The organism is Lysobacter sp. HA18 (assembly GCF_054057595.1).
On record NZ_JBSRZL010000001.1, the window covers coordinates 3000772 to 3024171 of the forward strand.

The following is a 23400-nucleotide window of genomic DNA, read 5'->3' on the forward strand; positions in this document are numbered from 1 at the left end:
GATCAGCCGGCGTCGAACTGCAGCCAGTTGGCGACCACTGCGCGCGCTTCGTCAACGCCCTGCTTCGACTCGCCCGAATACACCTGCGCGCCGACGGTATCGCCGAAGCGACTCGTCAGTTCGCGCTTCACCGCCTGCAGCGACTGCATCTGCTGGCCGCGACCGAGCTTGTCGGCCTTGGTCAGCAGCGCATGCGCCGGCAGGCCGCGGTTGACCGCGTAGCCGAGCATCTGCAGGTCGTAGTCCTTGAGCGGATGGCGGATGTCCATGATCACCATCAGGCCCTTCAGCGCTTCGCGCGTCGTGAAGTAGCGGTCGATGAAGGCCTGCCAGTGCGCCTGCAGGTCCTTGGGCACCTTCGCGTAGCCGTAGCCGGGCAGGTCGACCAGGTAGCGGTTCGACGGCGGCTGGTCGCGCTTGGGCTCGAAGTCGAAGAAGACCAGCTGCTGGGTGCGGCCGGGGGTCTTGGAGACGCGCGCCAGGCTGCCCTGCTGGCAGAGGGCGTTGAGCGCAGTGGACTTGCCGGCGTTCGAGCGGCCGGCGAAGGCGACCTCGTAGCCGCCGTCGGGCGGCAGCTGGGCCATGTTGTGCGCCGACAGCATGTAGCGGGCGCGCTGGAAGGGGTTCGACATGCGACAAGGATCGCATGCCGGCCCCTTCGAGCCGCTTCCGGCGGTGACGGGCGACCCGGACCGCAGCCGCGCGCGTTGACCCGCTACCCGGCCGGCGCCGATAATTCCGCGGTTCCGGCGCCTGTTCGCGGCGCCATCCTCGCGTTACTCCGGAGCTTCCTCGCATGCGCCATGCCCGCGTCTACGGCCTTGTCGGCCTCGCCGCTCTCGCGGTTGCCGCCGCTGCCGTCGCCCAGACCACGGTGACCCCGGTTCCGGACAAGGCGCCCGTGCAGGTCGCGCCGCTGGCCGGGGCCGAAGAGCACGCCACGTGGGGCGATCCCAAGCGCGGCCAGCAGAAGGCCGGCGCCTGCGCCGCCTGCCACGGCCTGGATGGCAATCCGTCGGTCGCAACCTATCCGCGCCTTGCCGGCATGCCCGAGCGCTACGTCGCCCAGCAGCTCGGCCTGTTCAAGAGCCAGCAGCGCACCACCGGCATGGCCTCCGTCATGTACCCGATCGCCGCCGTGCTCAACGCACAGGACATGCGCGACCTCGGCGCCTGGTTCCAGACGCAGAAGGCCGGTTCGGGCATCGCCGACGACACCGCGATCGCGGCCGGCCCCAACGCCGGCAAGAAGTTCTACGAGGTCGGCGAGACGCTGTTCCGCGGCGGCGACAAGTCGCGCGGCATCCCTGCGTGCATGGCCTGCCACGGTGGCGCCGGCCAGGGCAATCCGGGCCCGGCTTACCCCGCACTCGCCGGCCAGCAGGCCGAGTACGCCAAGCGTCGCCTCGAGGAATACCGCACGGGCACCGGCGCGCCGCCGACGTACAAGAACTTCCACATCATGGCGACGATCGCCGGCAAGCTGACCGACGACGAGATCGGTTCGCTCGCCAGCTACATCCAGGGCCTGCACAACCGCGGCAACGATGCCGGTGCGCAGTCGGGCGCCGCCGCGCCGGTCGCGATGAACGCCTCGCCGGCCGCTCCGGCGGCTTCGGCTCCGGCAGCGCCTGCCGCCACGCCTGTCGCGCCGACCAGCGTTCCGGCGCAGACCACCGCGCCGGTGCAGCCGGCTTCGAAGGCCGCCACGCCGGCCGCGACGCCGAAGCAGGGCTGAACTTCGCGCCGGCCCGACGGTCCGATGTGACCGGCTGACCGTACCCTCGACGCCGGCCGTGCATTGCGCGGTCGGCGTTTTCGTATCCGCACTCCAGGGCTTCCGATGAATCTGCTGCTCCGCGTCGCCGCCACCCTGCTGCTCGCCCTTCCGCTGGCCACCGTCGCCGCACCGAAAGCGCCGGTGCAGGGTGAGGACTACGAGGTCATCGACGGCGGCGCGCCGTACCACGCCGTCAAAGGCCAGGTCGAGGTCGCCGAGGTCTTCGGCTACCCGTGCCCGCACTGCGCGCATTTCGAGCCGGCGGTCGAGTCGTGGGTGCGCACGCTGCCGAAGCAGGCGCACTTCGTCGCCGTGCCGGCCGACTTCCGCGGCGACTGGATTCCGTTCGCGCGTGCCTATTTCGCCGCGCAGATCCTCGGCGTCGCAGAGCGCTCGCACGCCGACATGTACAACGCGCTGCATGTCGAGCAGACGGTGCCGTTGAGCGACGCGTCGCCGGACGAGATCGCCACCTTCTACCAGCGCTACGGCATCGCGCCGGCGCGTTTCCTCGCCACCTACAACTCGCGTCCCGTCGACGCCGCGATGGCGCAGGCGCATGACTTCATCGTGCGCAGCCAGGTCGACGGCACGCCGACGCTGATCGTCGCCGGCCGCTACCGGGTGACCACGAACTCGCGCGACGGCCAGCTCGCTACTGCGCGCTGGCTGGTCGATCGCGAGATCGCCGCGTCCGCGCGTCGATAACCCTTTCCGATCCGGAGCCTGCGCATGATCCGTCGTTCCGTTGTTGTCCTCGCCCTCGTCGGCATGTTCGCGTTGACCGGTTGCGAGAAGGTGCCGCCGAAGGCTGCGAAGCCCGCGGCTGCGCCGAGCGCGCAGCAGGCTGCAGCACCCGGCTTGCCCACCGACCTCGTGGAAGGGCGCGACTTCGTCACGGTCAAGGACAGCGCGCCGTTCGAGGCGACGCCCGGAAAGATCGAGGTGGTCGAAGTGTTCGGCTACACCTGCCCGCACTGCGCGCACTTCGAGCCGATGCTCGATGCATGGCGCGCGAAGCAGCAGGACGACGTCAAGTTCGTCGCGATGCCGGCGCCGTTCGGTAACTGGTGGATCCCGTACGCGAAGGCGTACTACGCCGCGCAGGAACTCGACCTCGCCGACAAGACGCACGTCGCGATGTTCAATGCGATCCACGAAGAAAAGACGTTGCCGGGCGCGCCGAACATCGCGACCGATGCGCAGATCGCGCAGTTCTATGCGCGTTTCGGCGCGGATCCCGCCGATTTCATGCGCCGCATGGAAAGCGCGCCGGTCGCGCTGCGTCTGCGCAATGCCGAAGCCTTCATCGATCGCACGGGCGTCGATGGCACGCCGAATCTCGTCGTCGACGGCAAGTACCGCGTGCTCGGCGCTTCGCAGGAAGACGCGCTTCGCATCACCGACGCCCTCGTCGCGCGCGAACGCGCCGCGCACTGACGTCGTCGCCGCGTAATCAATCGCCGCGGAGCCCGCGGCTATGCTGTTCCCCTCGACCGGCGCGCCTTGGCCGCCGCTTCCGCAAGGAGATCGTCCCGATGCTCATCCGTTCCCTTCCGCGCCTGGCGATGCTGCGCTACCCGCTGGTGCTCGCCGTCGCGCTGATGGCCACCGCCTGCGGCAAGGGCGGCGATGCGACGCAGGCCACGCCGTCGACCCCGGCGGACTCGGCCGCGACGAGCGCCACCGCATCGAACACCACGACGACACCCACCACGGCTACGCCCGCGCCGACGCGCCAGCCCGGCCCGATCGTGCCGCCGCAGGGTCCGCCGCCGGTGCTCGGCACCGATTACGAAGAGATCGCCGGCGGCCAGCCCTGGCAGCCCGAGCCGGGCAAGATCGAGGTGGTCGAAGTGTTCGGCTACGTCTGCCCGGCCTGCGCGCGCTTCGCGCCGACCGTCGAGCCGTGGCACATGAAGCTTCCGGCCGACGTCAACTTCCATTACGTGCCCGCACCGTTCGGCCCGGAATGGGATCCGTACGCGAAGGCGTACTACGTGTCGGAGCAGCTCGGTCTGGTCGAGAAGACGCACATGGCGCTGATCGACGCGATCCACGTCAAGGACAGCATGCCGGGTGAAGGCGACCCGCCGGACGAGCAGAAGATCGCGAACTTCTATGCGCAGTACGGCGCGAACCCGAAGCAGTTCCTCGACATGATGCACAGCTTCGCGGTGTCGACGAAGGTCAACCAGGGCCGTCAGTGGATGACCAAGGCCGGCGTGTCCGGTACGCCCACCATCGTGATCGACGGCAAGTACCGCGTCACCGGCGGCAAGAGCTACGACGACGTGTTGCGCATCGCCGACCACCTGATCGCGATGGAACGCGCCGCGATGTCGGGCGGTGGCGCTGCCACAGCGCCTGCTGCACCCGCCGCGCCCGCCACCGGCGGCTGACGGACAGGACGTGGGCGATCGTCGGATCAAGTTGCTGAGTGCGAACATCCAGGCCGGGTCGAGCACGCGCGGCTACCACGACTACGTCGCCCGCAGCTGGTCGCATGTATTGCCGATGGGCGACAAGCGCGCCGCGCTCGACACCATCGCGCAGCTTGCTGCAGGCCACGACATCGTCGGCCTGCAGGAAAGCGACCCGGGCAGCCTGCGCTCGGGTTTCACCAACCAGACGCATTACCTCGCGCAGCGCGCCGGCTTCGCCTACTGGAGCCACCAGCCGAACCGGCGCGTCGGCGGCGTGGCGTCGAGCGCGAATGGCTTGCTGAGCAAGCTCGAGCCGACCGAAGTCGTCGTGCATTCGTTGCCCGGCCGCGTCAAAGGCCGTGGAGTGATGCTCGCGCGTTTCGGCCGTTGCGATACGCCGTTGACGATCGCGGTCGCGCATCTTTCGCTCGGCGCATCGTCGCGGATCGCGCAGCTCGGTTTCATCGCCGAGCTGCTCGCCGACGATCCGCACGCCGTGCTGATGGGCGACTTCAACTGCACGGTCGAACAGCCCGAAATGGAAGTGCTGTTCAAGCGCACGCGGCTGCAGCCGTCGCCGCAGGAGATTCCGACGTTCCCGAGCTGGGCGCCGGCACGCGCGATCGACCACATCCTGGTCGGCAACGGCTTGCGCCAGCACGAGCGGCGCGCGATGCCGGCCGCGTTTTCTGATCACCTCGCGCTGTCCGTCGAACTCGACGTGCCGGAGCGCTGCCTGCAGTGATGCAGGCGAACCCGCGGCGTCCATCGTGATGTCGCAACACGAGCCGCTGATGACCGACCTTCCGAACTGCCCCGCCTGCGGCTCCGCGCTGACCTACGTCGACGGCGCGATGCACGTCTGCCCGGAATGCGGGCACGAATGGACTCTGTCCGCGGAGGCGTCGGACGAAGCGCGCGTGCACCGCGACGCGGTCGGCAACGTCCTCGCCGACGGCGACTCGGTCACCGTGATCAAGGACCTGAAGGTCAAGGGCGCGAGCAGCGCGCTCAAGGCCGGCACCAAGGTGCGTAACATCCGCTTGGTCGACGAAGACCACGACATCGACTGCAAGATCGACGGCTTCGGCCCGATGAAGCTGAAGTCGGAGTTCGTGCGAAAGGCGTAACGCGCGACTTCAGTCGTCGTCGCGACGCATCGCGATGTCGACACGCTTGCGCAGCTCGTCGTCCGCGAAGACATCGCGCAACAACTTCAACGCGTGCTCCAGCCGCGGGCTGTCGGCTAGGCGCATGCGTTCGATCCAGCGCCGCGATGGCGTGTAGTCGCCGAGATCGATGCCCGTCGCGCGCCGGATTTCGTCGAGCTTGCGCAGCCCTTCACTCAGCCGCTCGCGCTCGCGACGCAGCACCGGATCGCCATCCGCGGCCTCTTCGCGCGCACGCTGCTGACGTTCGAACTCGCGACGATAATGCGAGGCGAGCGCGGCGAGTTCATCGGTATCGAACTTCGCACGTGCGCGCATGAACGACGCGAGGAACGGGCGTGGCATCGGTTCGGGTTCGCGCGTGGCCGGCACCACGCGGCGATGGATGACGCCGCCCGTGCGCAGCTCCCAAAGGCCCCAGCCGACCGGCAATTCGCCTTCCTTGACCACGCCCGGCGCCGCGAACACGCACCAGCGATCGCAGTAACGCGCGATGCGATCGGCCTTGGTCGGGTTCTTCAGCTCGGCCAGCCAGTCGCCGCGCGCGCACTTGAACTCGAAACCGGTGAGTTCGAACCCGCGCGACGCATGCAGCGACATCACCACCGCATCGGCGCGCGAACCGTGCACGGTGCCGGTCGCCTCACGCACTTCGAATACGGTGACGAACTCGTCGGCCGGATGCGCGAGCTTGAGGGCGACGCAGAGGTCGTGGGCGGTGATCTTCGCGTCGCTCATCGGCGAGGCTTCGGCGGGAGCGGCGGACACGCGTATCTCGACCTTCGGAGTGTCGAGCCAGTGTCGTCGTCGCGCGTCTCAATCCGCGCGACGGTAACGATCAGGCGATCGTCGCCACCGGTGCGTCGGCGGGTGCGAGCGGCAGCAGGAAGGCGTGGTGTGCGACGCCAGCGTCGCACACCGTTTTCCCAAGGCAGCAATGTCGTCGGCCGGTACCACCGCCGTGCGCATCACGCGCATAAAAAAACGGCCGGTGGGCGAGCCACCGGCCGTCGATCCCGCGGGAAACGGGTCCCGTTCGATCAGAACTTGTAGACCAGATCCAGGTACCAGAAGCGCCACGGCAGGTCGTACGTACCAGCGTCGTAGCCGTTCAGCGAGCACGTCACGCAGATCGGCGCGCTCTTGTTGAACAGGTTGTTGATGCCGAACGTCAGCTTCAGGCCATCCGCACCGAACGCGTGGTTCCACGCGGCCTGGACGTCGTGGTACGTCGTCGCGCCGAGGTGGTTGAAGCCCGCCGCGCTGGGGCAACCCGATGCCGGCGTCTTCGCCGCGTTGGCGCAGGCTTCCTCGACGTCACTGATGTAGCGCACCGCCCAGTTGACGTCCCAGTCGCCCATCTTCCAGCCGAACTGGGTATTGGCCTGCCACGACGGAATCGCGCTGTCGCTGACCTCGATGCCCACTTCCTGCTGCGTCTTGTTGCCGTCCTTGTCGACCGCGCTGAAGCCGATGGTGTGGGTCGCCTGCAGCGAGATGCTCGGCGTGCCCCAGCTCATGTCGTGGCCGACCCAGTTCGCCTTGATGTCGACGCCGCTGGTGGTGATGGAGCCCAGGTTGGACAAGAAGTCGGTCGGCGGATTCAGGTTCCCGCCCGCGCCGCGCGTGAAGCCCGAGCACGCGGCGCCGCTGATCTTGCCGCTGTAACAGCCGTTGAGCAGGGCCTGGATGTCCGGCGCCTGGATGCCATCGTCAACCGTGTAGTGGAAGTAGCTCGACTCGAGGTCGAAACGCGACGACCACTCGCTGGCGAACGCGGGCGACCACACGAAGCCTAGGTTGTAGTTCTTCGACTTCTCCGGCTGCAGTGCCTTGTTACCGCCGGTGTAGGTCGTGATCTGCGTGTTCGCCTGCTCGAAGCTCGGCGAGACGCCGGCCGCCGTACACGCCGCGCGGTACTGCGCTTCGCCGCCCGGGTTGCCGGTCGGGCCGCAGGGGTCGACCAGCGTCGCGCCGAACTGCGTCAGGCCGTAGAGCTCACCGAGGTTCGGTGCGCGGAAGCCGGTCGAGTAGGTGCCGCGCAGGACGAGGTCTTTGATTGGCTGCCACTTGAAGCCGACCTTGCCCGTCGTTACGCCGCCAAAGGTCGAGTAGTCCGAATAGCGCAGCGCGAAGTCGGTGCTGAACACGTCCGCCCACGGCACCTGCAACTCGCCGTAGATCTCGTTGACCGTGTATTCGGCAGTGATCGGCGACGCGAACGAATCCTGAGACTCGCCGCTCTGGCGCAGCGGATCGGGATTGAATTCACCTTGGTATTTGCGGTGTTCCGCGCCGAGCGCGAAGCCCGCGCTGCGATCGCCCATCTGCCACAGATCGCCGGTGATGTTCGCCGTGAACAGGTCGAGCACCTGCTTGGACGAATCGCGCTGATCGGTGGTGATGTAATTGAGCATCGCCTGCGTCATCGGACGCGTCTGGCCGCCGAACAGGTCGAGCGGCACGCAGCCTGGCACGGCCGCGCAGACGTTCACGTCGCCCAGTGCGAGCTTGAGCTTGGCGACGTTGAAGCCGTTGAGGAACTGCTGCTCGGCCTTGTTCTCCGAGTGCGCGTAGTCGAAGTTCCAGTTGAAGTTGTGGCCACCCGCCTGGAACGCACCGTCGAAGCCCAGGCCCACGTACCAGGTGTCGACGTCCTGGCGGAAGATGCGCGGCCCGAGTTCGAGCGGACGCTTGGTCACCCAGCCGAAGTTCGTGGCAGGATCCAGCGTTATGCCGGTCGGGTTATACGGGTTGTTCGCGGCGATGGAGATGCCATCCGCGATGCCGCCGCTCCCGGTGAACGGACCGACGAAGATCGGCTCCGGCGCAGCCTGGTTGGTCGACACGCGATTGTTGTAGAGCGCCTTGGCGTGGAACGACAGCGAATCGTTGATGTCGTAACGCGCGCTACCGAACAGCGACTTGCGCTTGGACGGCGTCAGCAACAGGTTGTACGGCGCGAAGTTGAAGCGATCCGCGCTGGTGAAGTTGTGGAACGTGCCCGGCGCGGTGGTCGGGTTGCCGCCGTTGTAGTTCGGCAGCGCGCCGCCGTTGAGCGACAGGTCGAACCAGTCGTCGCCTGCCGCGTCGCAATAGCCCGGCGTGCCCGGCGTCGCGATGCGCGGATCGCAGAACGTGAAGCGACCCTGCGGTACGGCCGAGCTGCCGGCGCCTAGGCCTGCGCCGGGAACGGGCATCGACGACTGGTCCCACTCGCTCGAGCTGATGCCGCGCTGGTCGACGAACGACGCGCTCAGCACCGCCGCTGAAGTTGTCGCTGCTGCCACCGACGGTGATGTCCGCTTCGGTGTCGTCGCCACCGTGGCCGTAGCTGCCTTCCTTCAGGTGAAACTGCACGCCGTCGAACTTCTTGCGGGTGATGATGTTCACCACGCCCGCGATCGCGTCGGAACCGTAGATCGCCGACGCGCCGTCTTCCAGCACTTCGATGCGCTCGACGATGGCGAGCGGAATGGTGTTGAGGTCGGCCGAACCGCTCACGCCCGAGGCGGAGGACTCGTTGACCCAGCGGATGCCGTCGACCAGCACCAGCACGCGCTGGCTGCCGAGGTTGCGAAGGTCGACCTGCGCCGAACCGGCGCCGATGCCGCCGCCGCTGGCCGGATAACCGAAGTTGCCGGACGAATTGAACTTGGCGTTCAGCGCCTTACCGCTGGCGGTGAGCGTCTGCAGGAAGTCACCGATCGAGGTCGCGCCGCTCTGGTCGATCTGCTGGCGGGTGATGACCGCGACCGGCTGACTGGTGACCTTTTCCGTCTGGCGGATGCGCGAACCGGTGATCGTTACCGTATCGAGCTGCTGGGGCGACTGGGATGTCGCCGGGGGCGTCGCGGTCTGGGCGGCGGCGAAGCCGGGCAGCGCGACGAGGATGGACAACTGGATGGCTTTTGCCAATGAGTGACGCCGCAACGCTTTCATCGATCTCTCTCTCCGTAAGAAATGCACAAAGCAGGGCTACGTCGCTTCGTTCCTGCGACGTCACGTGCTTGTAAAGGTTTCGTGAACCTGCGACAAGCGCCAAACTTCAGCATTGCCCTGTTCGGCCGATAAGCGGCGCGTTTCGCGAGCGGCCGTGCAGATCGGCAGCGGCTGTGGCCGCCGCGGCTGGCGATGCGCGTTTAGCGAGTTCGTTGCGTGTCTCTTGCTGCGTCGATGCGGCCAGAAAGCTCCCGGATGCGTGCGTCGATGCATGCACTCTTCGCGCACCGGCCGTCCGCGACTTCGCTCATCGATCCGCGCTACGTGAAGCCGATGCGCACGGCCAATTCAGAATGCATCGCTATAGTCGGGCGATGCGCTATTTCCGCCTGCTGCCGACGTCATCGATCCTCGCCTGCGTGCTGGCCGCGACCATGCCGGCCTGCGCGCAAATGCCGCCGCCTGACGCGAAAGCCGCGGGCACGGCGACGCCGATCGCGCCCGTTTCGCCTTCACTGCCCGCGCCGCGAATCGACCCGCAGCTGGGTCGCGTGCGCGAAGCGCTTGCCGCCGCGGAAGCCGGCACGTTCGACGCCGCTGCGTATGCGGATCTCGTGCGTCATCCGCTGTACGGCTGGATCGAATACGCGACGCTGCGACGCGACCTGAGCTCGCTCGACCGCGCGCGCGCCGACAGTTTCCTGAGCCGCTACGGCGGCCAGGCGGTCGGCGAAACCTTTCGTTCGGTTTGGATCGCCGAGGCAACGCGTCGTCAGGACTGGGCGGCCGTTGATGCCGCGTGGAAACCGACGATCAAGGATGTCGGCCTTCGCTGCAGCGGATTGCAGGCGCAGGCCGCGCTGGGTCGCACCACGCCGGAATGGACACAGCAGGCGCAGACGATCTGGCGCGAAGCCGCCGAGTCGCTGCCGTCGCAATGCGATCCGGTGTTCACCGCGCTCGATGCGCGTGGCGGCCTGACGCCCGCACTGCGTTGGGAACGTCTCGAAAAGGCCGCGGAAGCGTGGCAGCCGGCGGTCATGCGCACCGCCGCCCGCGGTCTGCCCGCGGATGAGGCGGCGCTCGGCAACGACTACGCGTCCTTCGTCGAAGCGCTCAACAATCGCGCGTTGCAATGGCCGAAGACCGACCGCAGCCGTCGCATCGCGTCGTACGGGCTTGCGCGTTACGCCAAGTCGGTGCCGCAGGACGCGCAGGCGCAACTCGACAAGTTCGGCCCGACGCTGGGCTTCACCGATGTCGAGCGTGGCCGCGTGCTGTACCAGGCCGCGCTGTGGACCGCGTCGTCGTTCGAGCCCGGCGCCGCGCAGAAGCTCGCCGCGGTACCGGCGTCCGCATATGACGACCGCCTGCGTGAATGGCGCGCGCGTGAAGCGATGTCGCGTTCGGATTGGCCGGCCGCGCTCGCGGCGATCCGTTCCATGCCGTCGCCGCAGCGCGACGATTCGCGTTGGCAGTACTTCGAGGCGCGGCTTTCGGAGATGCAGGGCGATCGTGCGAACGCGCAGCGCCTGTATCGCGCAGCCGCGTCGAAGCCGGAATTCCACGGCTTCCTCGCCGCCGATCGACTCGGCCAGTCGTACACGCTGTGCCCGTGGATTCCGGGCGATTCGCCGTCGGTGCGCTCCGCCGTCGCAGCGGATCCGGCGCTGCAGCGTTCGCTCGCCTTGTGGGACATCGATCGCCCCGGCTGGGCGACCGCCGAATGGAATGACGCGCTGACGCGCTTCGATGCGTCGCGTCGTATCACCGCGGTCGAGCTCGCGCAGCAGCATGGCTGGTATGACCGCGCGGTGTTCTCGCTCGGCAAGCCGGACGCGGAAGAGCTGCGCCTGTACACGCTGCGCTTCCCGATCCACCACGAGGCGACGATCCGTCGCGAGGCGCAGAAGAACGGCCTGGATCCGGCGTGGGTCGCCGCCGAGATCCGCGCCGAGAGCGTGTTCAATCCCAAGGCGCGATCGGGCGCGAACGCGATCGGCCTGATGCAGCTGATTCCGTCGACCGGCGCGGCCACCGCATCGCGCGTCGGCATGCCGTGGTCGGGGGAATCGAGCCTGTACGACCCCGACACCTCGATCATTCTCGGCAGCGCCTACCTACGCCAGTTGCTCGACGGCTACGGCGAAGGCAAGCCGTACTACACGCTGGCCGGCTACAACGCCGGGCCCGCGCCGCTCGCGCGCTGGAAGTCGCAGCATCCGGGCATGGATCCGGACTTCTGGATCGAGACGATCACCTACAAGGAAACGCGCGATTACGTCGCGCGCGTGCTCGCCTTCAGCGTGCTCTACGACTGGCGCATGACCGGCGACGCGCTGCGCATCAGCGACCGCATGCGCGGCAATTTCGGCGGGCAGCGCACCTCGTTCTCGTGCCCGCTGGCGATCACGCCGGCCGCGCCGCAGGCATTGCCGCCGAAATCGCGTCGCGGCTGAGGCATCCTTAGGCGTTCCCCACGCACGGAGACCGCCATGGGACTGCTCGACACATTGCTCGGCCGCGCCGGCGAAAAGGACGTCGCGGATCTGCAGGAAGAATTCGGCCCCCTGCTCGCCAGCGGTGAAGTTCTGCAGCGCGCCTTCGCCTTCGTGCGCGACCTGATCGTGTTCACCGATCGACGCATGATCATCGTCGACAAGGAAGGCGTGACCGGCAAGAAGACGCGCTACCTCAGCATTCCGTATCGCGCGATCGTGATGTACTCGGTCGAGACCGCCGGCCACTTCGACCTCGAGAGCGACCTGTCGATCTGGGTGTCGGGGCAAGCCGAACCGATCAAGCGCGCACTGGATCGCGGCACCGGCGCGCGCGACATCGTCGCCATCCTCGCCCAGGCCACGCGCTGAGCATGAAGGTCTACCTCGTCGGCGGCGCGGTGCGCGATCCGTTGCTGGGCGCGACGCCCGGCGACCGCGACTTCGTCGTCGTCGGCGCCACGCCGCAGCAGATGCTCGACGCCGGCTACAAGCCGGTCGGCCGCGACTTCCCGGTGTTCCTGCATCCGCAGACCGGCGAGGAGTACGCGCTCGCACGCACCGAACGCAAATCGGGACGCGGCTATCGCGGCTTCGTCGTCGACGCCGATCCTTCGGTGACGCTGGAAGAAGACCTGCAACGTCGCGACTTCACCATCAATGCGATCGCACGCGAGATTCGCGACGACGGCAGCGAGGGTGACATCGTCGATCCCATCGGCGGCGTGGTCGATCTCGAGCGACGCGTGCTGCGTCATGTCGGCGAGGCCTTCGTCGAAGATCCATTGCGCGTATTGCGTGCAGCGCGCTTCATGGCACGGCTTGCGCCACTCGGCTTTACCGTCGCGCCGGAAACGATGGCGCTGATGCGTGAGATGGCGGCATCGGGCGAACTCGCCGACCTCACACCCGAGCGCGTCTGGCAGGAGTTGCGGCGCTCGGTGGCGAGCGCGAAGCCGTCGGCGTTCCTGCGCACGCTGCACGATGCCGGCGCGCTCGCGGTGATTCTTCCCGAAGTCGAAGCACTTTACGGCGTGCCGCAACGCGCCGAATACCATCCGGAAGTCGACACCGGCGTACATGTAGAAATGGTCTGCGACATGGCGGCGACGCTCGCGCCCGGCGACGACGTCATCGGCTTTGCCGCATTGACGCACGACCTCGGCAAGGCGCTGACGCCCGACGACGTGCTGCCCAAACACATCGGCCACGAACAGGCGGGCGTCGCACCACTGCGCGAGTTGTGCGACCGCCTGAAAGTGCCGACCGCGCATCGGCAGCTCGCAACACTCGTCTGTCGCGAACATCTCAACGTACACCGCTTCGCCGACCTGCGCGCGAGCACCGTGCACGACCTGCTGCAACGCTGCGACGGGTTCCGCAATCCACAGCGCATCGAACAGCTCGGCATCGCGTGCGAGGCCGACAAGCGCGGGCGGCTGGGCCTCGAGAACGAACCCTACCCGCCACGTGCGGGGTTGCTTCAGGCACTCGCGGTCGCGCGTGCGGTACGCACGGATGCGCTGACCGAGCGTGGCATTACCGGGCCTGCCTTGGGCGAAGCACTGCGTCGAGAGCGCATCCGCGCAATCGTGCAGGCGACCGGCAAGAAGCCCTGAAGTAGCCGTCCGCGGCCCGGCACGGCGCGCACGGAGGCCGGCGTCACGGACAGCGGACCCGCCGCCTCCTATCGTCGGCACGGTTGATGCAGGGAAATGGACGCCCATCCACGCCGGTTCCGGCCGTGGCTGCATTTCGTCTTCCCATCGGGGCGTCATCCACGCGATCCATGAAGCTTTCGATCGACAGCGCGTCAGCTGCGTCCCTGCCGGCGCCGGGCCAAGACGGTCCGGCGTTGTTGCGTGCGGCGGACATGCAGGCTGTGGCGGAAATCGTTCGTGCACGCGCCGGCGCAACTGCGACGCTCGTGTGGCGACTGGATGTGTCCGCTGACGTCGAAAGCGTTCCACCGCGTCCGTCGCTGACGCACGACGTCACGGCCATCGAAGCGATCCGGCCCGGTGAAACCGCAAACCTTTCATCGGGCGGCACGGTTCTGAAACTGGCAGGCGATGACGCAGCGCCCTGGGCGGCGCTCATCGTCGATGGCGACACGGTGCGCGCGGACTTGATGCAATGGGCGACTGCAGCCGAGCCGCTGATATCCAACATCCTCGACAAGGCACACCTGCAGGCCTCCGTGACGCGGCTGGAACAGGCCGAGCGCCTGCAGCGCGCGTTGTACGAAATCACCGACATGGCGAGCTCCGACCTCGACATGCCGACGATGCTTGCCGGGCTGCATCGCATCGTCGGCCGGCTGATGTACGCCGAGAATTTCTTCATCGCGCTGTACGACGCCGACAGCGACACCATCCGCTTCATCTATTTCGCCGACGTCGCCGATGACGACTGGCAGGACCCGAACGCGATCGAGCCGATGTCGCAGGTCGAAGGCAGCCTGACCTGGCACGTCATCCGCGGTGCGCAGCCGTTGATGGGTCCGACGTCGAAGCTCTATCGCGACGTGTCCGGCCCACTCGCAGTGATTGGCCCGGGCGCGGAGGACTGGCTCGGCGTGCCGATCATCAGCGGCGGTCAGGTGCGTGCCGCACTGGTGGTGCAGAGCTACGAAACCGCCGGGCTTTATTCGGCGGTCGAACGCGAACTGCTGGCCTACGTCGGCACGCACATCGTGACCGCGATCGACCGCAAGCACGCATTCGAGCGCCTGGAACACCAGACCGCCGAGCTCGAGCAGCAGATCACGGTGCGTCGGGCGATCGAAAAACGACTGCAGCACGAGGTGCTGCACGACCCGCTGACCGGGCTGCCGAACCGCGCCTATCTGCGCGACCACCTCGCCCGCGCGATGGCGACGCAGGTGCGCGATTCATCGCAGCGCTTCGCGGTGCTGTTCCTCGACCTCGATCGCTTCAAGATCATCAACGACAGCGTCGGCCACGCGGTCGGCGATGAGCTCCTGAAGATCGTTGCGCAGCGTTTCTCGGACTGCCTGCGCCCGCCGGACGTCGTCGCACGCCTGGGTGGTGACGAGTTCGCTGTGATCATGCATGGCATCGATGGAAACGAAGCGCCGGTGCGCCTTGCGCAACGCCTCATCGAGGCACTGCGCGAACCGGTGCGTGTTGCCGACAAGGAGCTCTTCAGCGGCGTGAGCGTCGGCATTGCCGTCAGCAGTGAGGCTTACACGTCGCCGGAGGAGCTGCTGCGCGACGCCGACATCGCCATGTATCGCGTCAAGGAAAAGGCGCGCGGTGGGTTCGAGCTGTTCGACGAACAGTTGCATCACGAAGCGCTGGAACTTCTCGCACTCGAAGGCGATCTGAGGCTGGCGATCGCGCGACGCGAATGCGAGCCGTATTTTCAACCCGTGGTTCGCCTGTCCGATGCGTTCATGCGCGTCGCGGAAGCCTGCGGCATGCTCGAAGCGCTCGACTGGCAACTCTATGACGCGGTGTGCCGCGCGATACCGACGCTGCTGCAGCCCGGCCAGTACGTGAACATCAACGTCTCGCCGCGACATTTTCTTGCGGACGATCTCGACGTACGTCTGCTCGCACTGCTCGATACCCACGGCGTGCCACCGGCCCAGCTGCGCATCGAGATCACCGAAGGCGCGCTGATCGCGAATCCCGATCGGGTGGGCGCCTGCCTCGACCGCCTGCGCGCCGCGGGCGTTTACACCGCGCTGGACGATTTCGGCACCGGCTACTCGTCGATGAGCTACCTGCACCGGTTCCGCTTCCACACCATCAAGCTCGACCGCTCGTTCATCACCGAGCTGCAGCCAGGCGAACCGTCGGTCGCATCCGCCGTGGTACGTGCGGTCATCGACCTGTCGCACGCGCTGGGTCTCGATGTGGTCGCGGAAGGCATCGAAACCGCTGCGCAGCACGAGGCGCTCGAAGCGATCGGCTGCACGTTCGGCCAGGGCTATCTGTTCGGTCGGCCGGCACCCGCGGCGACGTTCGACGACGCGCACAATCGCGCGCAACTCATCGACACGCACTGAGCGCGGCTAGCGCCCGTACGTCGGCCGGTGCGCCTTCACCGCCATCACCACGCCAAGCCCCGCGAGCAGTGACACCGCCGACGTGCCGCCATAGCTCAGCAACGGCATCGGCACGCCGACCACGGGCAACAGCCCGGCGATCATTCCGCCGTTGACGATCACGTACACGCAGAACGCCATCGCGAGTGCACCTGCGATCAGGCGCGAGTAACCGTCGCGTGCTTCGACCGCGATCCACAGGCAGCGCGCGATCACGAACATGTAGAGCGCGATCACGGTGATGACGCCAACCCAACCGAACTCCTCGCTCAGCACCGCGAACACGAAGTCGGTAGTGTGCTCGGGAAGGTAGTTGAGGTGCGACTGCGAGCCGTGCATCCAGCCCTTGCCGGTGAAACCGCCGGCGCCGATCGCGATCTTCGACTGGATGATGTTCCAGCCGGAACCCAGCGGATCGGATTCCGGATTGAGGAAGGTGAGGATGCGGTCCTTCTGGTACGGACGCAGCAGGAAGAACCACGCCACCGGTGCGGCGCTTGCGACGCCCGCGCCCGCAGCGACGAACCACCACCACGACAGGCCGGCGAGATACAGAACGAACGCGCCACTCAACGCGACGAGCATCGCGGTGCCGAAGTCGGGCTGCTTCAGGATGAGCAGCGTCGGCACGGCAATGATCGTCGCGGCGACCATCGTCACCTTGAAGCTGGGCGGCAACGGGCGACGGTTGAGATACCAGGCGACCATCATCGGCAGGCTCAGCTTGAGCACTTCCGACGGCTGGAAATAGAAGATGCCGAGGTTGATCCACAGGTTGCCGTGCTTGCCGCGGCCGATGATCAGCACGATCAGCAGCGGCACGATCGACGCGCCGTAGAGATACGGCGTCCAGTTGCGCAGCTGATGCACGGGGATGCGCGAGATCGCCCACATCGCGGTGAGGCCGAGGCCGTAGTGCGCGCCGCGCGCCATCACCATGCGCATGGAACCATCGCCTGCGCTGTAGATCACCGCGAGGCCGATCACCATGAGCGCGAGCAGTGCGCCGAGCAGTGGCAGGTCCAGCGTGCGCGTGAAGCGCTGCACCATGTCGTACAGCCAGCGCAGCAGGATCATCGCGCGCCACCCTGCAATGTCTTCAGCACGGCGAGTGCACGCCGCGCCGCGGCTTCACCGCGTGCGTTCGCGACGGGCGGGGCGGTGGTCGCCGGCTGCGGCGAGGTGGGAACGTCTTCTCCATCTTCCGGCTCGCCGGTGGGCAACTCCGGCTTCGCGTCCGGCTTGCTCGCGGGCTTGGGCGGAGGCGCGGACGTCGGGACCGTGGTTGGCGGCACATAGTCGAGCGGCGCACCACCCTGCGGCGACCGCTGCACGCCTTCGGCCGGTTCCGGCATCTTGCCGGTCAGCCACGCGTCGAACACCTTGCGCGCGATTGGCGCGGCCGACGACGCGCCGAAGCCGCCATGCTCCACGGACACCGCGATCGCGATGCGTGGGTTATCGGCCGGCGCGTAGGCGACGAACAAAGCCTGGTGGCGCAGGTTGAACGGCAGCGCATGCGGGTCGACATTGCGACCGCCCTGTCGACCGACCTTCTGCGCCGTGCCGGTCTTGCCCGCCATCTGGTAAGTGAGGCCGCGCGCGATCCCGGCTGCGGTGCCGCCGCCATGCACCGTCGCGATCATGCCTTCCTGCACCGCACGCAAATGCGCTTCGTTCTGCGTGATGCGCGGGCCGGGCGGATGCGGCGTCGGCGTCCATGGGCCGTTGTAGCGGTCACGCGTGGCCATCACCAGGTGCAGCGGATGCAGCGCGCCGCCATTGGCGATCGCCGAAACACCGCGCGCGAGCTGCAGCACCGTCGCCACCCAGTAGCCCTGCCCGATGCCCGAGATCACGGTTTCGCCCGCGTACCACGGCTCCTTGCTGCGCTTGGCCTTCCACTCGGGCGATGGAACGATGCCGACGTTTTCGCCGAGCAGGTCGATACCGCTCTTCTGGCCGAAGCCGAAACTGCGCATGTAGGCATCGAACTTCTGGATGCCCATGTCGAACGCGAGCTTGTAGTAGTAGAAGTTGACGGAATGCGCGATCGACTTGCGAAGGTCGGTCCAGCCCGCACCGCCCTCGGCGTCGCGATAACCGCGCCTCTGACCGGGGATGTGGAACTCGCCGGTCGAATACACCGCCGTCTCCGGCGTGCGCAGCCCGCTGTCGAGGCCGGCAAGGCCGAACAGGGGCTTGATGGTGGAACCCGGCGGGCCGCCGCCGAGCACCGGTCGATTGAACAACGGGCGCGACGGATTCGTCGTCAGCGCCTTGTAGTTGTTGTGCGTGATGCCGTTGACGAAAAGATTCGCGTCGTACGACGGCAGCGAGACCATCGCGAGGACGTCGCCGGTCTGCGGATCGACCGCCACCGCTGCGCCGTCCATGTCGCCGAACGAGGTGACCATCGCCTGCTGCAGGTCGATGTCGATCGACAGTCGCAGGTCCGTGCCCGGCTGTGCCGGCACGCGGCCGACGGTGCGCAACGGACGGCCTTCGACATTCGTCTCGACCTTCTCGTACCCGATCTTGCCGCGCAGCTGTTCTTCGTACGCGCGTTCCAGGCCGGTCTTGCCGATGTGCGTGAGTGCATCGAAGCCCGGGCCGAGATTCTTCGCGTCGGCTTCGTCGACGCGACCGACATAACCGATCACGTGCGCGGTGAGCTCGCCGTACGGATAACGACGATTGAGATACGAGACGAGCTCGACGCCCGGATAACGCCAGCGATCGACGGCGAAGCGCGCGGCTTCCTCGTCGCTCAAACGCATCTTCAGCGTGATCGGCTTGAAGCCGCGCGAGCCGCGACGCGTGTTGTCGAAGCGTTCGATGTCTTCCGGCGCGAGCTCGATGATCTTCGCGATGCCCGGCAGCCACTTCGCCATGTCACCGGCTTCGCTCGGCGTGACGTCGAGGCGCCACGCCGGCACGTTGTCGGCGAGGATGCGGCCCTTGCGGTCGTAGATCAGCCCGCGACCCGGCACGACGGGCTGCAACTTGATGCGGTTCGCTTCGGAACGGGTCACGAAGTCGTCGTGCTGCAGCACCTGCAGCCGGAAGTACCAGCCGCCGAGGCCGAGCAGCGCGACCAGGATGCAGGCCAGCGCGAGGAACGCACGACCTCGGAACTGCGCGGCTTCCGCGCCCGCATTCTTCATGCGGCGTCGGTTGCGCTGTGCCATTGCGATGCGCACTTTCCTCATCGACGTCGCCAGGCGCCCAAGCGCAGCGCGTCGAGGATCAGGAACAGCGGCGGCCACAAGAACATGGAAACGACCGGCGCGAACCAGTACGCGCTGGGCAGTGCCGGCTCACCGAGTGCCGCGTGCAGGCCAACGCTGACGATGCGGTCGTTGAGCAGCAACGCGCCCAGCGTGAGCGCCTGCTGCGACAGCGGGAAGAACCGCAGCCGCGCGCGGAAGCGCTGCACGATAAAAGCGAGGATGACCAGTCGCAATGCCTGCTCGCCGAGCAGTCCGCCGTACACGACATCGGCGATGAGCCCGACGATGAAGGCGAAGCCGAGCCCGACGCGATCGGGGTCTTCGATCAGCCAGTACGCGAGCACGAGCGCGATCCAGAACGGACGCAGCGGTGCGATGTCGATCGGCAACGGGAACAGGCCGAGCAGAAGCGCGACGATGAGGCTGACGTAGAGGATCCAGCGGGGATACGCGCGCATCAGCGGGCTCCCGGCGTGGGCGGCGGCGCGGCCGTGGTCGGTGCGGGTGCGTTGTTCGTCGCTGGCGTGCGCTGCGTGCCGGTCGCGGGTGTTGCGGTCGTCGACGGCTTTGCGGGGGTGCGCGTTGGAACGCCCGCGCCGGTGACGCCCGGCTCGCCGGAGATGCCGACCGTCGAGCCCGGTTCGCCCGTGGTCGCCTGCGGCGGCATCGGAGGCGGCGTCAGGCTGACGGTGTTCGAACGCAGCAGCAGCACTTCGCGGCCGCGGTCGAGCTGCGCGGCCGGGCGCACGTCGCCTTCGAGGAAGGCGCGGCTTTCGTCGGGACGCAACGCGGTGATGCGGCCGACCGGGAAGCCCGGCGGGAAGCGTCCGCCGAGGCCCGACGTCACGATGGTGTCGCCGACCTTGATGTCGCTCGACAGCGGAATGTTCGCGAGCGACAACAGATCGCTGCGACCAGTTCCGTACGCGACCAGCCGCACGCCGTTGCGCGCGACCGCGACCGGCACCGCATGGTCGGGATCGGTGATGAGCAGCACGTCGGAATGGATCGCGCCGACGTGCGTGACCTGCCCGAGCAGGCCGTACGCATCGATCACGCTCTGGCCTTCGCGCACGGCGTCGCGCGAGCCTGCGTCGAGGATGACGCGCTGGTGCGTGGGATCGAGGTCGACGTCGAGGATGGGCGCGAGCTGCACGTCGAGTCCGCCGCGCTGTGCGGCGTCGAGCAATGCACGCAGGCGCGTGTTGTCGGCGATGACGGTGCTGAGGCGCGCGACGCGGGCCTGCGAGATCAGCAGCTCGCGACGGAGCTGGTCGTTGCGATGCGCGAGTTGCGCGACGGTGGCGACGTTGTCGACCGTGCTGTCGGCGACGCGACCCGGAAGGCCCGCCACTGCACGCACCGGTTCGGCGACGACGCCGACCTGCTCGCGCATGCGATGCATCCAGCCGCCGCGATGATCGAGCACCGCCAGTGTGAGCCCGGCCGCGAGATACGCGAGCAGGCGCAGCGTTCCAGCGGCATCCCCGAGTCGGGCGGGAGCGGACGGTGGGGGCACGTGCGGCGGGGCCGGATCGTTAGGTGGAGTTCGCGATCCCAGCGGACGCGGCACACGCCGCATCCGCGCTGCGGGACGCCGGCATCGATCGCGATCGCCGCGTCCCGTTCGAACCCACGTCAGTCAGGCGCGAAGAACTCGTTGCCGTGCATGTCGACCAGCTCGAGCGCACGGCCACCGCCACGCGCCACGCAGGTCAGCGGATCGTCCGCCACCTGCACGTGCAGGCCGGTTTCCTCGCTGATCAGGCGATCGACGTCACGCAGCAGCGCGCCACCACCGGTGAGCACGATGCCGCGCTCGGCGACGTCGGCACACAGCTCCGGCGGGGTCTGTTCCAGCGCGAGGCGGATCGCCGCGACGATGCCACCCAGCGGCTCGCGCAATGCTTCGAGCACTTCGTTGCTGCTGATCGTGATCATCTTCGGCACGCCCTCGGCGAGGTTGCGGCCGGAGACTTCCATCGTGCGTGCTTCCTGCTGCGGGTATGCGCAGCCGATGGTCAACTTGATGCGCTCGGCGGTGGCTTCACCGATCAGCGTGCCGTAGTGGCGACGCACGTAATTGATGATCGCTTCGTCGAAGCGGTCGCCACCGATGCGCACCGACTGCGCGTAGACCACGCCGTTGAGCGCGATGACCGCGACTTCCGTCGTGCCGCCGCCGATGTCGACCACCATCGAGCCGCGCGCCTCGGTCACCGGCATGCCGGCGCCAATCGCCGCGGCCATCGGTTCCTCGATCAGGTAGACGTCGCGCGCGCCGGCCTCTTCGGCCGACTCCTTGATGGCGCGGCGCTCGACCTGGGTGCTGCCGGCCGGCACGCAGACCAGCACGCGCGGGCTCGGGCGCAGGAAGCGCGACTTGTGCACCTTGCGGATGAAGTACTTGAGCATCTCCTCCGTGTAGGTGAAATCGGCGATGACGCCGTCCTTCATCGGGCGGATGGTCGTGATGTGGCCCGGCGTGCGGCCGAGCATCTGCTTGGCCTCGGCGCCCACGGCCGCGACCGATCGGCTGCCGCCGACCATGCGGTCCTGGCGGACGGCCACGACCGACGGCTCGTTCAGGACGATGCCCTGGCCGCGCACATAGATGAGGGTGTTGGCCGTGCCCAGGTCGATGGACAGGTCGTTGGAGAAAATGCCGCGAAACTTCTTCAACATCGGGGGAATGGCCCGCAAATAGGGTGACGCGAGGGGGCTGCGCCGTGCAGGCGCGAGAGGTGCGCCAGCCTAGCAACGCCACCCCCCGGGGGCAAGGAATCACCAGCTCTTCACGGCGTTTTCTGCCGCACCGGGTCACACAGCGGCGGTGGTCCCGATTCAGTCGCCAGAACGCGCGGCTACGGCTGGCCGCCGCGGTGTCCCAGCCGCTACCCTACGCGCCGCGCCGCGCTGGGCGCGGTGACTCTCCTGGGGACGTATTCGATGTCAGCCTTGATCTGCGGCTCGCTGGCCTACGACACCATCATGGTGTTTCCGGACCAGTTCAAGAACCACATCCTGCCGGACAAGGTGCACATCCTGAATGTGTCGTTCCTGGTCCCGCGCATGCGCCGCGAGTACGGCGGCTGCGCCGGCAACATCGCGTACAACCTCAAGCTCATCGGGGGCGACCCCATCCCGATGGCGACGGTCGGCCAGGACTTCGCGCCGTATCGCGCGCATTTCCAGAAGTGCGGCATCCGCCTCGACCAGATCCGCGAGATCGAGGATATGTTCACGCCGCAGGCGTTCATCACGACCGACCTCGACAACAACCAGATCACCGCCTTCCATCCGGGCGCGATGAGCCGCTCGCACGACAACCACGTGCGCGACGTCGAAGGGGTTACCTTCGGCATCGTGGCGCCGGACGGTTACGAGGGCATGCTGCAGAACGCGCAGGAATTCCACGACTGCGGGATCCCCTTCATCTTCGATCCCGGGCAGGCGATGCCGCTGTTCAACGGCGACGAGTTCCGCCGCTTCATCGAGCTGGCCGACTACGTGGTCGTCAACGACTACGAGTCGAACCTGCTGCAGGAACGTACCGGCTGGAGCGAAGCGACCATCGCGTCGAAGGTGCGCGCGTACATCACCACGCGCGGCCCGCGCGGCTCGCAGATCCACACGCAGACCGAATGCCATGAGATCGCCCCGGCGCGCGAGCGTGCGGTGGTCGACCCGACCGGCTGCGGCGATGCGTTCCGCGCCGGCCTCATCCTCGGCCTGATGCGCGGCATGGACCTGCCCACGTGCGGCCGCATGGGCTCGCTGATGGGCGCGCTGAAGGTCGGCCATCCCGGCACGCAGAACCAGCACTTCACCTACGACGAATTCGCCGACGAGTTCCGCGGCCAGTTCGGGTACGCACTGTGAGCCGGGGCACCACGATGAAGCGTTCAATCGCACTTTTCGCTATCGCACTCGTGGGCGTCAGCTCGAGCGCGAGCGCACGCGAAGTCACCGGCGAATGCATGGCCAGCGTCAACGGCGTCGGCTACTACTCCGACCTGTTCCAGTACGACCTGGGCGACAAGGAAGATCCGACGTTCGGCGACATCTCGGACTCGTCGCTGGAGAACGACTTCGCTGCCTATCTGCGTCGCACCTATGGCGCAACGGGCAAGGAAACCGTGACCTGCCACGTGGCCAGCGATGGCGAGCGCAAGGAAAGCAGCAGCTTCACCTTCAACGGCACCACGGTACGCACGGTCCAGACCGGGTACGTGCCGCAGGGACGCTGAGCGCGACCACTACGCGCGATCGCGATC

At 67.5% G+C, this 23400-nt stretch carries 19 protein-coding genes and 2 pseudogenes; 12 read left to right on the forward strand and 9 right to left on the reverse strand.

Features of this window, described 5'->3' with window-relative positions; genetic code table 11:
• Positions 1–2 precede the first annotated feature (2 nt).
• Complete coding sequence (gene yihA / locus ACVWWW_RS14625) at positions 3–632, reverse strand: ribosome biogenesis GTP-binding protein YihA/YsxC (RefSeq protein ID WP_027081757.1); 630 nt, start codon at positions 630–632, stop codon at positions 3–5.
• Between the two features lie 164 nt (positions 633–796).
• On the opposite strand from yihA, the pseudogene ACVWWW_RS14630 reads away from it, so the two are divergent.
• From ACVWWW_RS14630 to ACVWWW_RS14655, 6 genes and pseudogenes are all read left to right on the forward strand, one after another.
• A pseudogene (locus tag ACVWWW_RS14630) lies at positions 797–1579 on the forward strand (c-type cytochrome); the annotation flags it as partial.
• A 264-nt stretch (positions 1580–1843) separates the two neighbouring features.
• Positions 1844–2488 carry a thiol:disulfide interchange protein DsbA/DsbL gene (locus ACVWWW_RS14635; RefSeq protein WP_027081756.1) on the forward strand — a complete coding sequence of 215 codons (645 nt, stop codon included), beginning with the start codon at positions 1844–1846 and terminating at the stop codon, positions 2486–2488.
• Positions 2489–2512: 24 nt separating this feature from the next.
• Positions 2513–3220 (forward strand): DsbA family protein, encoded by a 708-nt coding sequence (locus ACVWWW_RS14640; protein ID WP_036140979.1) that lies wholly within the window; start codon positions 2513–2515, stop codon positions 3218–3220.
• 98 nt (positions 3221–3318) lie between these two features.
• Positions 3319–4182 (forward strand): thiol:disulfide interchange protein DsbA/DsbL, encoded by an 864-nt coding sequence (locus tag ACVWWW_RS14645; RefSeq protein ID WP_155914086.1) that lies wholly within the window; start codon positions 3319–3321, stop codon positions 4180–4182.
• Between the two features lie 31 nt (positions 4183–4213).
• The gene (locus ACVWWW_RS14650) at positions 4214–4951 is read left to right on the forward strand and encodes an endonuclease/exonuclease/phosphatase family protein (RefSeq protein ID WP_027081754.1); all 738 of its coding nucleotides are present in this window, start codon (positions 4214–4216) and stop codon (positions 4949–4951) included.
• Positions 4952–5000: 49 nt separating this feature from the next.
• Positions 5001–5336 (forward strand): zinc ribbon domain-containing protein YjdM, encoded by a 336-nt coding sequence (locus tag ACVWWW_RS14655; RefSeq protein WP_027081753.1) that lies wholly within the window; start codon positions 5001–5003, stop codon positions 5334–5336.
• Between the two features lie 9 nt (positions 5337–5345).
• Here ACVWWW_RS14655 and ACVWWW_RS14660 read toward each other — a convergent pair whose 3' ends face one another.
• The 3 genes and pseudogenes from ACVWWW_RS14660 to ACVWWW_RS14670 all read right to left on the reverse strand — a co-directional run.
• Entirely contained in the window at positions 5346–6143 is a 798-nt protein-coding gene (locus ACVWWW_RS14660; RefSeq protein WP_155914084.1) for a hypothetical protein, read from the reverse strand.
• A gap of 272 nt (positions 6144–6415) precedes the next feature.
• A complete protein-coding gene (locus tag ACVWWW_RS14665) occupies positions 6416–8575 on the reverse strand; it encodes a TonB-dependent receptor domain-containing protein (protein WP_456998725.1) in 2160 nt (719 codons plus the stop codon).
• A 253-nt stretch (positions 8576–8828) separates the two neighbouring features.
• Positions 8829–9317, reverse strand: a pseudogene (locus ACVWWW_RS14670) (TonB-dependent receptor plug domain-containing protein); the annotation flags it as partial.
• Positions 9318–9769: 452 nt separating this feature from the next.
• Here ACVWWW_RS14670 and ACVWWW_RS14675 point away from each other — a divergent pair.
• The 4 genes from ACVWWW_RS14675 (at position 9770) to ACVWWW_RS14690 (ending at position 15851) form a co-directional block, all read left to right on the forward strand.
• A complete protein-coding gene (locus tag ACVWWW_RS14675; protein ID WP_051234744.1) occupies positions 9770–11776 on the forward strand; it encodes a lytic transglycosylase domain-containing protein in 2007 nt (668 codons plus the stop codon).
• Between the two features lie 36 nt (positions 11777–11812).
• Positions 11813–12187: a PH domain-containing protein gene (locus tag ACVWWW_RS14680; RefSeq protein WP_027081751.1), complete on the forward strand. Its 375-nt coding sequence runs from the start codon at positions 11813–11815 to the stop codon at positions 12185–12187.
• Positions 12188–12189: 2 nt separating this feature from the next.
• Positions 12190–13434, forward strand: coding sequence for a multifunctional CCA addition/repair protein (locus ACVWWW_RS14685; protein ID WP_027081750.1), 1245 nt, complete (start codon positions 12190–12192; stop codon positions 13432–13434).
• A gap of 170 nt (positions 13435–13604) precedes the next feature.
• Entirely contained in the window at positions 13605–15851 is a 2247-nt protein-coding gene (locus ACVWWW_RS14690; RefSeq protein WP_051234641.1) for an EAL domain-containing protein, read from the forward strand.
• Between the two features lie 6 nt (positions 15852–15857).
• Here ACVWWW_RS14690 and rodA read toward each other — a convergent pair whose 3' ends face one another.
• From rodA to ACVWWW_RS14715, 5 genes are all read right to left on the reverse strand, one after another.
• Entirely contained in the window at positions 15858–16967 is a 1110-nt protein-coding gene (gene rodA / locus ACVWWW_RS14695; RefSeq protein WP_036140977.1) for a rod shape-determining protein RodA, read from the reverse strand.
• A complete protein-coding gene (gene mrdA / locus ACVWWW_RS14700; RefSeq protein ID WP_051234639.1) occupies positions 16964–19081 on the reverse strand; it encodes a penicillin-binding protein 2 in 2118 nt (705 codons plus the stop codon). Before mrdA ends, rodA begins: the two co-directional genes overlap by 4 nt.
• A 17-nt stretch (positions 19082–19098) precedes the next feature.
• A complete protein-coding gene (gene mreD, locus ACVWWW_RS14705; protein WP_027081748.1) occupies positions 19099–19581 on the reverse strand; it encodes a rod shape-determining protein MreD in 483 nt (160 codons plus the stop codon).
• Positions 19581–20642, reverse strand: a complete 1062-nt coding sequence (gene mreC, locus ACVWWW_RS14710) for a rod shape-determining protein MreC (protein ID WP_456998726.1) — start codon at positions 20640–20642, stop codon at positions 19581–19583. Before mreC ends, mreD begins: the two co-directional genes overlap by 1 nt.
• A 119-nt stretch (positions 20643–20761) precedes the next feature.
• Positions 20762–21808 carry a rod shape-determining protein gene (locus ACVWWW_RS14715; protein WP_027081747.1) on the reverse strand — a complete coding sequence of 349 codons (1047 nt, stop codon included), beginning with the start codon at positions 21806–21808 and terminating at the stop codon, positions 20762–20764.
• A 264-nt stretch (positions 21809–22072) separates the two neighbouring features.
• Between ACVWWW_RS14715 and ACVWWW_RS14720 the strand changes: the two genes are divergently transcribed.
• Together ACVWWW_RS14720 and ACVWWW_RS14725 are read left to right on the forward strand one after the other, a co-directional pair.
• Positions 22073–23005, forward strand: a complete 933-nt coding sequence (locus tag ACVWWW_RS14720; RefSeq protein WP_027081746.1) for a carbohydrate kinase family protein — start codon at positions 22073–22075, stop codon at positions 23003–23005.
• A gap of 14 nt (positions 23006–23019) precedes the next feature.
• Positions 23020–23373, forward strand: coding sequence for a hypothetical protein (locus ACVWWW_RS14725; RefSeq protein WP_027081745.1), 354 nt, complete (start codon positions 23020–23022; stop codon positions 23371–23373).
• Positions 23374–23400: the final 27 nt, after the last annotated feature.

What these genes read in the sequence shown, in the direction of transcription:
- yihA (WP_027081757.1), bottom strand. Translation starts at nt 632, where the DNA reads ATGTCGAACCCCTTCCAGCGCGCCCGCTACATGCTGTCGGCGCACAAC.
- ACVWWW_RS14635 (WP_027081756.1), top strand. Translation starts at nt 1,844, where the DNA reads ATGAATCTGCTGCTCCGCGTCGCCGCCACCCTGCTGCTCGCCCTTCCG.
- ACVWWW_RS14640 (WP_036140979.1), top strand. Translation starts at nt 2,513, where the DNA reads ATGATCCGTCGTTCCGTTGTTGTCCTCGCCCTCGTCGGCATGTTCGCG.
- ACVWWW_RS14645 (WP_155914086.1), top strand. Translation starts at nt 3,319, where the DNA reads ATGCTCATCCGTTCCCTTCCGCGCCTGGCGATGCTGCGCTACCCGCTG.
- ACVWWW_RS14655 (WP_027081753.1), top strand. Translation starts at nt 5,001, where the DNA reads ATGACCGACCTTCCGAACTGCCCCGCCTGCGGCTCCGCGCTGACCTAC.
- ACVWWW_RS14665 (WP_456998725.1), bottom strand. Translation starts at nt 8,575, where the DNA reads ATGCCCGTTCCCGGCGCAGGCCTAGGCGCCGGCAGCTCGGCCGTACCG.
- ACVWWW_RS14675 (WP_051234744.1), top strand. Translation starts at nt 9,770, where the DNA reads ATGCCGCCGCCTGACGCGAAAGCCGCGGGCACGGCGACGCCGATCGCG.
- ACVWWW_RS14680 (WP_027081751.1), top strand. Translation starts at nt 11,813, where the DNA reads ATGGGACTGCTCGACACATTGCTCGGCCGCGCCGGCGAAAAGGACGTC.
- ACVWWW_RS14685 (WP_027081750.1), top strand. Translation starts at nt 12,190, where the DNA reads ATGAAGGTCTACCTCGTCGGCGGCGCGGTGCGCGATCCGTTGCTGGGC.
- ACVWWW_RS14690 (WP_051234641.1), top strand. Translation starts at nt 13,605, where the DNA reads ATGAAGCTTTCGATCGACAGCGCGTCAGCTGCGTCCCTGCCGGCGCCG.
- rodA (WP_036140977.1), bottom strand. Translation starts at nt 16,967, where the DNA reads ATGATCCTGCTGCGCTGGCTGTACGACATGGTGCAGCGCTTCACGCGC.
- mrdA (WP_051234639.1), bottom strand. Translation starts at nt 19,081, where the DNA reads ATGGCACAGCGCAACCGACGCCGCATGAAGAATGCGGGCGCGGAAGCC.
- mreD (WP_027081748.1), bottom strand. Translation starts at nt 19,581, where the DNA reads ATGCGCGCGTATCCCCGCTGGATCCTCTACGTCAGCCTCATCGTCGCG.
- ACVWWW_RS14715 (WP_027081747.1), bottom strand. Translation starts at nt 21,808, where the DNA reads ATGTTGAAGAAGTTTCGCGGCATTTTCTCCAACGACCTGTCCATCGAC.
- ACVWWW_RS14720 (WP_027081746.1), top strand. Translation starts at nt 22,073, where the DNA reads ATGTCAGCCTTGATCTGCGGCTCGCTGGCCTACGACACCATCATGGTG.
- ACVWWW_RS14725 (WP_027081745.1), top strand. Translation starts at nt 23,020, where the DNA reads ATGAAGCGTTCAATCGCACTTTTCGCTATCGCACTCGTGGGCGTCAGC.